Source organism: Parafrankia sp. FMc2, assembly GCF_041008525.1.
Taxonomy (GTDB): domain Bacteria; phylum Actinomycetota; class Actinomycetes; order Frankiales; family Frankiaceae; genus Parafrankia.
Window position 1 is genome coordinate 1 of sequence record NZ_JBFLUG010000090.1, and the last position, 12,371, is coordinate 12,371.

Annotated in this window: 8 protein-coding genes; 4 read left to right on the forward strand and 4 right to left on the reverse strand. The window is 64.7% G+C overall.

All coding sequences use genetic code 11. From position 1 onward, the window contains the following. The first annotated feature begins 161 nt into the window (after positions 1 to 161). Positions 162 to 2,255, forward strand: a complete 2,094-nt coding sequence (locus AB1460_RS25065; protein WP_368964563.1) for a hypothetical protein — start codon at positions 162 to 164, stop codon at positions 2,253 to 2,255. 62 nt (positions 2,256 to 2,317) lie between these two features. Further along, a complete protein-coding gene (locus AB1460_RS25070; RefSeq protein ID WP_368964564.1) occupies positions 2,318 to 4,216 on the forward strand; it encodes a hypothetical protein in 1,899 nt (632 codons plus the stop codon). Positions 4,217 to 4,223: 7 nt separating this feature from the next. Here the strand turns inward: AB1460_RS25070 and tnpC are convergent, their stop codons facing one another. From tnpC to AB1460_RS25090, 4 genes are all read right to left on the reverse strand, one after another. Next, entirely contained in the window at positions 4,224 to 5,651 is a 1,428-nt protein-coding gene (gene tnpC / locus AB1460_RS25075; RefSeq protein ID WP_368964565.1) for an IS66 family transposase, read from the reverse strand. Positions 5,652 to 6,225: 574 nt separating this feature from the next. After that, entirely contained in the window at positions 6,226 to 7,344 is a 1,119-nt protein-coding gene (locus AB1460_RS25080) for a patatin-like phospholipase family protein (protein ID WP_368964566.1), read from the reverse strand. Further along, positions 7,317 to 9,923 (reverse strand): ThiF family adenylyltransferase, encoded by a 2,607-nt coding sequence (locus AB1460_RS25085; RefSeq protein WP_368964567.1) that lies wholly within the window; start codon positions 9,921 to 9,923, stop codon positions 7,317 to 7,319. The genes AB1460_RS25080 and AB1460_RS25085 overlap by 28 nt, the downstream gene beginning before the upstream one ends. Beyond that, positions 9,916 to 11,223 (reverse strand): hypothetical protein, encoded by a 1,308-nt coding sequence (locus AB1460_RS25090; protein ID WP_368964568.1) that lies wholly within the window; start codon positions 11,221 to 11,223, stop codon positions 9,916 to 9,918. The genes AB1460_RS25085 and AB1460_RS25090 overlap by 8 nt, the downstream gene beginning before the upstream one ends. 256 nt (positions 11,224 to 11,479) lie before the next feature. Between AB1460_RS25090 and AB1460_RS25095 the strand changes: the two genes are divergently transcribed. Both AB1460_RS25095 and AB1460_RS25100 read left to right on the forward strand, forming a co-directional pair. Next, the gene (locus AB1460_RS25095; RefSeq protein ID WP_368964569.1) at positions 11,480 to 11,842 is read left to right on the forward strand and encodes a helix-turn-helix domain-containing protein; all 363 of its coding nucleotides are present in this window, start codon (positions 11,480 to 11,482) and stop codon (positions 11,840 to 11,842) included. Next, on the forward strand, positions 11,829 to 12,353 hold the full coding sequence (locus AB1460_RS25100; RefSeq protein ID WP_368964570.1) for an ImmA/IrrE family metallo-endopeptidase: 525 nt from the start codon (positions 11,829 to 11,831) through the stop codon (positions 12,351 to 12,353). Before AB1460_RS25095 ends, AB1460_RS25100 begins: the two co-directional genes overlap by 14 nt. Positions 12,354 to 12,371: the final 18 nt, after the last annotated feature.

The window sequence follows — 12,371 nt, forward strand, 5'->3', positions numbered from 1 at the left end:
TCGTGTCCGGTCCGTGACCGCACCGGACCACAACAGCCCGACGGCCAACATCAGGACCACAGCCGTCCCGCGGCCGGACTCAAATTCTCATACGAAAGGGTGGCGGCCACGCCGCCCTGGTTGCTCTTGGCAGCTGCGGAGCAGGAACGGGAGGACGCCGCATGAGCGGCACATTGCCACCAGTGCCCACCGAAGACGAGCTGTACGAGCGAATCGCAGCGATCGTCGAGGGCACGGATGCCGGACGCGTCCGAGACGTACTCACCGCACACGGGGTCGACCTGTCCAGTCCTCTGCCGGTGCGGCGCGAGTTGATCGTCTACCGACTCTACTGCGATGGCACCAAGACAGGCACCGAAGACAACGACGGTCCGTTCGAGGTCGACATGGTCCTCGGTCCTGGTCCGTGGGCGATCGCGAGCACAAAGAACTCCGCAGGCAAGTCCAGCCTCCTGTGGGCGCTGAGCGTTGCACTGCGCGGGGAGGGCTTTGACGAGTTTCGCCGTGCCGAGACGGTTCCCTGGTTCTCCTATGTGCGAGCGGACATCGTCGTCGCAGGTGTGGCCGCATCCGTCCGCTTGACCTTCAGGGAACCCAATCGACCGTCGGCACGCCTGCTGACCGCGGACACGATCGATCAGTTGCTGGAGTTGAACGGCAGGGACGAAACCGGTCCTCATATCCGCGTCGCCGCAAGCGCCGATTCGCCCGGCGTCGAGGATCTGATCGGCCGCTTCATGCAGGTACGGCTTGGCCTGCGACCGGTGTCTGTGTGGGCGGCAGAGGCGGGTGCGAAGAAGGACACAGACGGACACAAGGACAGCAGGGAACAGATTCACGGCTGGGCTAGCTTCTTCTACGCCATTGGCCTCAACTCGGCAAGCGACAAGATTCTCATGGGGCCGACAGCCATTGGTCAGCTTCAGGTGAAGCTGATGCAGATCTTCCTCGATGTTCCCTACGCGGCGGAACTGACCCATCTCACCTCAGCGCGCAGCAAGGACCTTCAAGAGGTACGTCGCGTCGCGCGCCGAGCACGAGAAGATGACGAAGCGCGAAGCCGTAAGGCCGAACCGATACGTGCCGCGTTGACTGACGCGCGCAGCCGTGTCGCCGTCTTGGAAGCTAAGCAGCCCGATCTCACCGGCCTTCTCGCGGCCCTTGACGCCGCCGCCCGCCGAGTCGCACGGGATCAAGAGGCTCATCGCGATGCCGTTGGACATCGCGATGCCGCACGCAAGGACCGGCTCAGGGACGAGCGTGCGGTCCGGCGGGCGCACCAGAGCGACGCGGCTCGGTTGCTCTTGGGCGCGCTGGACCCGGAGACATGTCCTCGCTGCGACAGCTCCATCGACGATGACCGCCGCGAGGCAGAGCACACAGACCACCGTTGCGCGGTATGCGCTCGCTCCCTCCCGGATGCCAACGAGGACCCCGAGGCGCGGGTACTGGCTCTTCGTCGTCTCGACGACCGCGTGGCGGCTTCTCGATCAAGAGAGGACAGCGCGCGGGACGCCGAACAAGCCGCCACGGAAACCCTCGCGGCGAGCCGCGCCGAACACACCCGCTCCGACGCTGCACTCGCGGCGGCCCGGTCAGAGCAGTGGTACACCGACCTTGAGGGCGCCCGCCGCGAGGTCTACCAGCTTGAGGGCGCGCTCGCCGTGGCAACCAACGCAACCAGTCAGGCGAACGGACTTCCGGCTGTGATCAGCGGCTACGGCGAAGTAGACGGCCAGGCGCCTGACGATTTAGACGAGCTGACCGAATCAATGATCTTGAACGTGGCGGTCGACGCCCTCAAGGTCGTGGTCGAGAGGCACAGCAAGGCGCTGTTCGCGGACATCAACACGGAAATCGTCCGGATCGCCAAGTCGCTGGGGGTCACGAACCTCACCAGCGTCAACCTCGACCTGGCTGGACGTGTCAACGCCAGAAAATCCGGCGTCGCTGTCAAGTTCAAGGACCTCAGCCCTACTGAGCGGCTTCGCATGAGAATCGCCGCTGTTGTCGCGATGATCACGGTGGGGCGCAGGCATGGGATCATGTCGCATCCTGGACTCCTACTCATCGATGCCCCGACCGCCGAGGAGATGGAGGCACAGACCACCTACCTCGCACTCAAGACTCTCCACGACACGGCGGAGGCCGTCCCCGGGATGCAGATCGTCATCACGTCGATCGAGGAGGCGGTCTGGGAAATCTTCCCGGAAGACCGGATCGTGTCTGGTCCTGATCGGCGCCACCTGTTCTAGCCGGCGCTGACCAGCGATGTATCACGCGGTGAGGCTCGCCGCCGGCGAGGGAGGGGTAGTGCATGCAGGACGTTGAGGAGCGACTGACTACCTGGGCACGCCGCTCCACCCCGGCCACCCGGCGGCTGGGACCTACCGTGTCTGACCTCGGCGGCATTGAGGAGATGCTGAAAAGTTCCGATCTGCTCGCGCGTAGTCCCCTGCTGCCCTATGCGGTCCAGGCGACCGCGCACTTCCTCCGGGACAGCGGCGTCGCAGATAGTCGCCCCTTACTCGACCTCGTCCTGGCGGGCGTGCGCGAGCAGCAGAGTCACGCCGCCTTCTGCGGCGCCACGGACGCACTGACCCAACATCCCGCTCTGGCACGTGCACTCGGTCCACCGCTGGCCAAGGCGCTATACCTGCGTCTGCGCGCGGCGGTGAACGCCGGGGACGATCTCACCATCGCGCTCATCGGCGCGGAAGCCGCGGACTGCCTCGTGCAGCTCACCCTCGCCGGCATCACCCCGCCGGCGAGGCTCCTCGGCGCGATGTACGAGGTGGCGGAAGATCCAGCCGCACTGCCCGAAAACTTCGCCGCTCGCCTACCCCGCCTGCTCGGCGTCCTCGACGCCCACCACCCGAACGCCGGACTCCGCGACGTCCTCCAGCACTGTCTCGGGCTCGACCACACCTGCCGGGACGCTGCGTTCGAGCTTGCTCTGGGCGATCTACGACAGGCGCTGGGACGCGACAGCTACGACTCGATGGCCTCGGATCTGCGTGTCGTATACCACCGGTTCGCGGAGGTTCTCCTCCTAGATCCGGATCGTCTGGATGCGCGTCTGTACCACTGCGCCATCGATGCGCTTCTCAGCCTTGCCGCACCGGACGCGTCCATCCGCGTACCCGCCGCCGCCACGACCCTTCACGAGACTTTCAGTCGCTACCGCGCCTGGCGTCGGCGCACTCGCACGCCTTCCTGGGCGGCATCCCGCCAGAGTGACATCACCGCATGGGCAGAGATGACACTGCTCCTCGAAGCTGCGGCAACCCATCTCGGGGACGACGACCCCTGGTATGGAGACGGCCACCACATCCTCGTCACGCTCCTGCGCGCCTACACGGCCCATCAGACCGTCACAGTGCTCACAGATACTCCCAGCAGCAGCATCGTCGAGACAATGGTGGCACCTGTCGTCGAGGACGCCTTCCTCCGTCGCGAACACCGCGTCAATTTCCTTCGCCACGCCCTCGAACACGACGACGAATTCCGCGACGACCCAGCCGCCCAGAGACTGCATGCGGCACTTCGCCGACCCACATACGGCGACGCCAGCACAAGCCCGCCAGAAGGGCAGGCCGATCGGGGAAAAGTCCGGTGGCGCCTGCTGGCCGAGACAGTCCCAGCAGGCGACTTCAACGACTTCACGAAAAACATCAAGCCTGAAGCGCTCGATCGACTCGAAATCAGACTCCGAGATAAAGACGACGTCATTGCAGGCGTAGAAGACCCAAAGTACAGTCGGCTTCTGGAAAATCTTCGGCGGAAACTCGAAGAATCCCGAGACTGGCTGCCCGACATAGCCGAACCGTTCCTTGTTCTACTGGAAACAACAGTCAGGTTCACCTATCGCTGTTACGAAGTTGGCAGAACGATGGGAGGGTCCTACACGGAGTACCTCCGAGGCCGCGACAGGGAGGGGAAAAAACAGAAGGTCGACGAGTCACTCTTCCATCAGCACTACCGCCAGTACCTTTCCGATTCCTCACTGTACCGGATTGCGAATGCGGAAGTCATCGACCAGGCCGGCGGCCGCGCCGATATTTTAGTATCCTTCCCCAAGGCGCAGTTCAACGTCGAATGCAAAATCGAGGAGAACGACGCCACAGTCGACGGTCTTCGGTGGTATGTTCATCAGGCGGCCGAGTATCAGAAGGCAAAGGCTTCTTTTGCCGTAACTGGTCAGGTAGCGCTTTGATCTTGGGTTAGCTGGTTGCGGGCATCCAGGGGCGGCCCTCGGCGAGTTGGACGAGGGCGGGGAACTGGCCGATGCCGTGTTTGGTGGCGGTGGACAGGTAGCTTCGGATCGCGCAGAACTGGCGGGCGCCGGTGAGGGTGCGTAGGCACCCGGATACTTTCTGCCGCAGTTTGATCATGCGAATGTCGCGTTCGGAGCCATTGTTATCCGCGGGAACCCGTAGGTCTCGGGTGAAACGCAGGTAGTCGGCTTCGCGGTCGACGAGGCGGCAGGCCAGGGCGTGGCGGGCGGCCATGAGTTTCGTGCCCCGCGGTGAGGTCTGGGTGATCCCGATGTGGGAGGCGTGACGCAGGGCCCGGGTATGGGCCGCCAGATCGGCCGGGTCGACCGCGGTGGCGGTGGCGTCGACGGCGAGATGGTGCAGCGCGACGAGAGCCTCGGCGGCCTGGGTGGCCCAGCACCAGGTGCCGGCCGGTGCGGTGTCGGTGATGCCCTGCAGTTCACGGAGTACGTGGGCGACACAGAGCTGGTGGGTGGCGTCGGTGTAGGTGTCATACGGCGCCCAGGCATCGTGGACCACGACTCCGGTGAAGCCGGTCAGCACTCCGAGGGCGTCGATCCCGGCGGTCCCGCGTTTCGGATGGCAGTCGATCAACGTGTACTTGCCGGTGCGGGCGCAGTGCACCCAGTGCAGCCTGCCGGCGACGCGCAGCCCGGTCTCGTCCACGCCGAGCACCTCGGCGCCAGCGAGCAGGTCACGCAGGGCGGTCAGGAAACCGGTCAGGTCGGCGGCGGCACGGGCGGCCATCGCCGCGACCGTGCCCGCGGACAGCGGGATCCCGACCAGCTCGGCGAGCGCGGTCGCGGTCCGGTCCTTCGACAGGAACTGGCCCGAATACAGGTAGACCGCCGCCGCGGTCACCCGCGGCCCGTACTGCACCGGGGCGTCCACCCCCACCGGAGCAGCCGCCTTCGTCCGGGTCCCGCAGCCGCACTCCCGCTCGAGGAGCTCATGTTCGGTCACATGCGGGCGGAGTTCAGGCAGGTCAAACACCTGCCTGCGTTCGGTCCGGGTCACCGGCCGGCCCGCAAGCGACGTCCCGCACCTTGCGCACGGCCCCGGCTCGTGTGCCAGACGCACATCAGGATCGGCGACCATACGCAGCGTCGATCCGGGATGGCCGTTCTGCCCACCAGGGCGCCGACCGCTTTTCGTCCGCAGCGACTTCGGGGGCGGCTTGGCCAGCCCGTCCGAGCTCGGTGGCTTCGACGAGTTCCGCGAGGTCCTGGCGACCTGGGCCTCCAACTCCGCGATCCGCGCCCGGGCCTGTTCCAACTCGGCCCGCAACTGCGCGATCAGTGCCGCCTGCTCCACCACCAGCGCCGCGAGCTCGTCATACGACGGCACCGACGGCACGGGCAGATCACCGGACACACCCGGACCCTACGGCCCGATCAACCACACCGCGTCAACACTCTCGGGCCGGCGAGCCACCGATCAGCCCCAGCCTGCCACGAAACCAAAAACCAACGATCTACGAGACCTGACCAGTTACCTTTTGCCATCCTCCTTGCGCTCGACAAGACCGTCGGAGGCGAGGGTGCAGTAAATCTGATAGACAGCATCTGGATCGAGCGTGTGCAGCGCGAAGGTGAACAGGCGCCATGCAACGTGGTCGTCATTCGCGTGCCGGGCGGGCGAGAAAATCCTAACCGCCTGCATCCAAGACACCCGAAATAGAACCAGCGTGTAATCAGTTTTGCCACCAATAGAGGCAAGTGATATCAGCCGCGCCTCTCGGGACAAAAAAGCAACCAAGTTGCTTTAGTTACTATAATTCACCGTCGCCACCGCTTCCCGTCAAGCACGTATCGTAACTGCTCCGCATGCATGACTCTGCCGGCTGCATGCCGGCCTGCAGTCTTCGGCACCCATGGTGTCTGCAGTCCTCAGTGCGACATCCTCCGCGCAGCGACCGACAGAAAAGCCCACTACACGCCAACTACAATCAACGTCCAAGTGCAGGGCAGTAGTGTTCCAAGAGGCCCCGCGTAAGCTGCTCACCTCTCGTGATCAGCGCCTCAAGGTCTTCCACTGCCACTGAGGAGAAGTTCGTCGGATAAGTTGAGACACGCTCTCGTGCAACTAGGTCCGGAATCGAAACCGGAAGGCGCGCGTCGTACATCCCGAGGTAGGAGTAGACGAATCCTCGGAGCATCCGATATTGCCCGAGCTCGTGCACACGTGCGCGGGTTCCGTCCTGCGAGCGCGTGTGTGCTATCTCGAAGCTGCGCTTCAGGCGGCCTAGCATGAAGTTCGGTGCCTGAATTGCAGTGCGGCCGATGCCGGCATCAACGGCGATGATGTAGTCCAGGTCATGGACGTGGTGTGTGTGCCCTCTGGATCGCCCTGGCAGCAATGGACTCAAGCCAAGGTTGTCGTAGACGCCTCCGTCCGTCATCAGCATCGTCTTAATATGTGGCGAGCCATCGCGGCGGATGAATGTGTACGTCCGGCTCAATTGTGGGAGTATGGCTGGGAATGCCGCTGAGGCGGCCACCGCGTCCGCCACCGGGATCGGATTGCTGATCAGGCCATGTGGCGAGCACGAGCTACACTGGCTTCCGAAGCGGACGGCATTCCCTGTCGACAGGTCCGTCGCCGAGATGATGGTGCTCGTGCGGGGGTGCGTCACCTCGGTCATCCGCCGGCGTCCGAAGGCACGGGATGCGAGTGCGTCGACGAGCGCTTCGGTGCGGGTGCTCGCCCGGTCGCGCTTCAGCCGCCCTGGGAGCATCGCGCCCGTGACGCTTACTGTATTCGCAGCGACGCGTCGGGGACTGAACGCCCGGATCGCGAGTTCGCGCTGGAGCCCACGGCGCAGCAACGACGTCACGCTGTCGTCGAATTCGTCGAACGACTCAGGGCCGTAGGCCCACATCGCTGTCAGCAGACTCCCCCCGCTGATGCCGGAGACGACCTCGATGTCGGCGAGAATGTTCCGGTCGTGGAGCGCTCGCAACGCCCCCAGTCCGAAAGCTGTTGCACGAAACCCGCCTCCGGACAGCGCAAGGCCGACCTTGGGACGTCCCTGAACGCTCACGACCGCTGCCATCGCCACAGCCATCGCACCCTCGACCGGCCCGCGGGCACGTGGGTCGCGCGACCGCCTGCAGCGACACGGATCCGTGGGCTATACCCGCCGCGGAAGTACGTGCCGGCCGGTAGCCGCTGGAGGTCCGTTCCTCCGACGTAGCCTGGGTGGCCAGCGACCACCGGGCCGGCCGATCGCGGGACGACCCGCAGGTAGAGGTCGGGATGCTCGCCGGCGGCGCCTTCGAGCCAGCCGGCCCAGCGGCGTTCGCTGCCGCCCAGGATCATCATGAGCGCGCGGCGGGTCGTTCCGTCCGGGCCTACGACCGACGCCATGCCGTGCTCGTCTGTCGGGCTGGGTCGTGCGGGGCCGGCTGGGTGGGTGTGCCAGAACCCGACGAAGCCGGTCGCGCGACCGGTTCGTTCCAGTTCGGTGTCGACACGCTCTTGGACGCCTTCGACACCGTGCTGGAAGTACATCTCTGCCAGGTAGCTGTCTGGAGGGGGCCCGGCGACCTTGTCGACGTACACGATGCCCGTCGCATCGTCGAACGCCCCCAGCAGCATGCCGCCGGTCTCGATCTCCGGCCCGCGTGTCCGAGCTCCGCGTCGTGATTCGGCGCGTGCTTCGGCCAGCGCTTCAGCGCTGATTCGGACCTCGTAGCTGTTCGAACCGTCGACTTGGACGACGTCGGCGGGCCATTCGGCGCGCGAGGTCCCGAGGCTAGAAGCGGAACCAAGGCGCACTGCGGACGCGGACGAGACCGGAGTGTCAGCCGTCGAACCGGTCGAGGACCTGCGGCTCAGCACCGTGAGAGCCTCGCTCAACATCGCCCCGGCCAGCGCGGTTGTCTGCGCGGCGGATCCGACGAACGTCGGTGCCGAACAGCCGGGCTCGGGGAAGAACAGCTGTGTTCGAGGGCTGGTGGGAAAGAGGTCGTCGCCGACGTCGGTCCACTCCTGTGCTCGTGACGAAGCCAGCAGTGCCACCTTCCGGAAGGTGTCTGCTCCGGCTCCGGTCGCGCTGGTCAGGTTCGTCGTCACCAAGCCGCGTCTGGCGTCGTGGCCGATTACCATTGTGATCAGAGGGGGTCGGATTGTTGCTTCCCTCCGGGCCTTCTCGATGGCTGACCGGACTGACGCATCCGCCGTGGCATCGATGATGAGATCGAAAGCGCTCAGGTCTCGACCAGGGGCGAAGAAGGTCGTGCGGACGTTACCCACTGACGGCGTCACGGTCACGTCGGGGCGGATGGATGAGAGGCGTTCAGAGAGAGCTGACGCCTTCCACTGTCCGATGTCCGCGTCCGTGTACGGCTGCCGCACCAGGATGCCTGGAGTAACGAGACTACGGTCTGCCACAGTCAGCTCACGTACCCCGGCACGGACACACATCTCTGCGACGGGCGCCCCGAGCGCGCCGGCGCCGAGAACGAGTGCTCGTTTGCCGGCTAGCCAACTCAGCGGCGTCCCTTGGTCTCGACGCCGGGTCACCTCAGGCCGCGTCTCCATGACCTGCATCCAAGCGATCTTCGCCGAGTCGAACCAGCTGAATGCGAGGTCGCGAACCTCGCCCTCTAGGTCCGCGACCGCGAGGTCGCGGACCCGGGCGAACAGGTCGGTGATCATAGAGCTCAACCCATCCAGCTTCCACGCTGCCAGGTGAGCCAGCCTCGTCTCGCCCTCGACGCGTCGGGACGGCGTTCCGACGAGCACCGCGGTGAGTAGCGGCCCGTCTTCGAGCTCGGACTCATCCCAGGAAACACCAGCAGCCCCGGGGTTCTCCGCCTTCTGCTTCACACGGAGCTTCCGATTGAGGACGGTCGCAGCCGCCAGGTCCAGCAGAAGGCTGTCTCGGTCGTACCCCGACTCGGAGAGGCCCTGACTCAATGCCTTCACGTCAGCCGGGTACTCGAACCCGAACTCGTCCGGCGTGAGCACGACAGGTACCGCAACGACTGGATGTCCCCGGACAAAAACCTCTGCGTCGCCCGCGTCAGCGCGTTCCGTTGCTGTGGCCAGGTCTACCCATTCGAGTACATCCACGCGTCGCTGTCGGGTGTCGGCCGCGCACCATGCGATTAGTGTTCTGATCTCAGAACCTGCGCCGTCCGAGGCCCACGGCACGCGATCGCCGAGGTCCGGGTGGACCAGGACGATGCCAGCGTCGGCCGAGGTGTATACCGCAGGCGGGTGCAGCGGCTGTCCGTCAGGGTCGAGCGTTCCGGCCGCCGCATGTTCGACCCATGTCGAAAGCCTGCTGATGAGGCCGCGGATCCCGTCCGACGGGTTCCACTCCACCGACGAGGATGCGTACAGGCACAGGGAACTCCCCCATTGGACATGCGGGGTCTTGGCCCACCGGTTGTGGACGGCGACCACCGAAGGCGGCTCGAAGGGGAACCCATTCGGAACGATGACCTTGAACCGTTCCCTGGGACGGACCGTGATCCCGTTCGGGCCGCGAACGAGGCCCGAGGTGTCCATCGAGATGGTGAAGACGGTGTTGCCGTAGAAGTTCTTCCGCTCCTCAAGGAGTTCGACCGCGCCGCCTGCCACCTCTACGAGATCGAGGAGTTGACGGCGCGCAAGCAGTCCAGCTTCGTCAGTCACATCCGAACCCGACGGTCGTCGTTGGCGCGTCCTGCGACCCGCGGTCGGCCTTGACGGCTGCCTGAACCCGCTGGGTGCCGGGCGTCGTCGAGGTGTCGGCGAGGGTGGCACCGCGGCTCGCTACGCGACCCGCAGCGGTTGCCGCCGCAGCCACCTCGCTGAGCCGACGTCGGGTTCCAGCCGCCTTGGCGGATTCGGCGCTCTTCGTGGACAGCGCGACCACACTGTCCTCGACGATCCGCGCACCGTTCGTATCGAGGCCGAGCACCACCGGCGACGGCTCTTCCTTCGACGGCCATTCCATCGTGCAGATGAACTCGAAGTAGTCCTGGTACCGATCCGCAGCCTTCCGGTGCGGTGGGTTCGCCCCCGGGGCGTCGGAGACCGGGATGACACCACTGCTCGCGACGACCACCGCCTCCTGCCGGGCGTGACGCTCGAACGCCTGCAGGACGTCGGTCTTCAAGACGTCGCGGCCGTCCTCGCGAACGTACATGATCTTTTTCGAGCAGTGGTGGGGAGCGAGCAGCAGGTTCCACTCCAGGTAGTGCTCCCGTCCCTTTTCCTCGCTGTAGGTGAAGATCTTCATGATGGTCTCGTACGCGAGGTCGCCGAACAACAGCACCTTGCCGTCCTGGCCTCCGTCCTCGGTCAACGTGACCTGCATCGACAGCGAGGTATCGTTCCGGGCTGCCGCGCAGTCGTCCTTGAACGGGGCGTGGATGAACGCCTCGAACCTGCCGGCATAGTCGACACCGTTGATCTTGGTGATACTTTGGCCCGGGTAGACGAGGTACCTCTCGGGCAGCTCGTGGTACGCGTGCTTGGCGTGGTCGGTGTCGTACCCGACCACGAGCACACGATCCCCTGCAGCGATCTCGTTGCCCTCCGCGGCGGCCTTCTTGACGGCTTCGACGCGGCGCACGACCTCCTCGTGGAACGCCTTCGCGTCCTCGCACATCTCCGCGTCCGGGTCGTCGCGGTACTCGCGCCACATCCGCGGCGTCGCCCACAACTCGCCGATGATCGCCTTCTCCAGGAGGTCTGCGAACCCGCTGCAGTGGTCCTTGTCCGCGTGCGTCAACACGAACGCCGCCAGGAACGGGCGGCCGTCGACCTTCGGCAGCACCTCCACCAGAAGGTCGACGACCGGCACCTCAGGGGTCGTTTCGTCATCAGCCTTGTCCCGGTCGTTCAGATCCACCTGGACGAGCACGTCCTCCGACACGACCACCGTGGAGCTGTCGCCGGTCCCCACCGGCCAGAACACAACACCAAGTTCGGGCAGTTCAGTACTCACCAGCTGCTCTCCAGTCTCCCGGTACGGGTGCGCCGCGGTACGGCGCCGATCGAGACCCGCGCTTCCCGGCCTCGATCGCTTCATGTTTGCCACACTGACGCATCGATGGTCGGTATGTCAGCTTCGGCGCGAAGATACGCCGGCACTCAAGGTGACGTCAACTTCGTACGTGGTCAGGGCACCCGGGAGGTTTGCAGAGCAAACCTTTTGCGGTAGAGTCCTGTGGACAGAGCTGTGGACAAGAGGTGGGCAATCTGTGGACTGGACCGAAGACGCGGTGAGCGCGCTGTACACCGACATCGGCGGCAGGGTGCGCAGAGCCCGGAAACGCCAGGGTTGGAGTCAGGTCGACCTCGGCCGGGTCGTCGACCTGACGCGCTCATCTATCGCCAACCTGGAGGCCGGCAGACAGCGCCCACCCGTCCACGTCCTCCTACTGATCGCCAAGACGCTCGAAGTCCCCGTCGATGCGCTCCTGCCAGGCGCAGAAGACCTAGAGAAAATTGCCAGAATCCCGAGACCTGTCGTCGACCTTGCCGGGCAACCCGACGCAACTCACAACTTTGTGACCTCAGTTATACGTCGCGCCACAGGAGGTACGCCCGATGGCCTACGCTGACGTCGACCAAGCGGTCGCCCGCCTCATCGAGCGGTGCGGAATTTCGGAACCACCGGTACCGGTGGAACAGATTGCCATATCGCTTGGAATTCAGGTCGTGCGATCTGCTGGTGAATGGAGTGAATCGGGTTTCCTGTTGCGCGATGACAAACGGACTATAATTGGAGTCAATAGTCGCAACTCGGCAAAGCGACAGCGATTCACCATCGCTCACGAGCTCGGACACTGGTCCCTACATGAAGGTAAACCCCTGATTGTAGACCAGTCTGTGATGATCAATAAACGAGACGATGTATCCAGTCAAGCGACCGACCAGGAAGAAATTGAAGCGAACAGATTTGCCGCCCAACTACTCATGCCTAGAACCTTCGTGGTGGGCGCCCTCAAGAGGCTTGAACTATCCAGTATCGGATCGCGCGACGAGCTTATTTCGATCTTGGCGAAAGCATTTAATGTAAGCAATGAAGCGATGGGGTGGCGGCTAATCAACCTCGGAGTCCTCTCAAGCTGATCAATAGCCCGGCCGGGC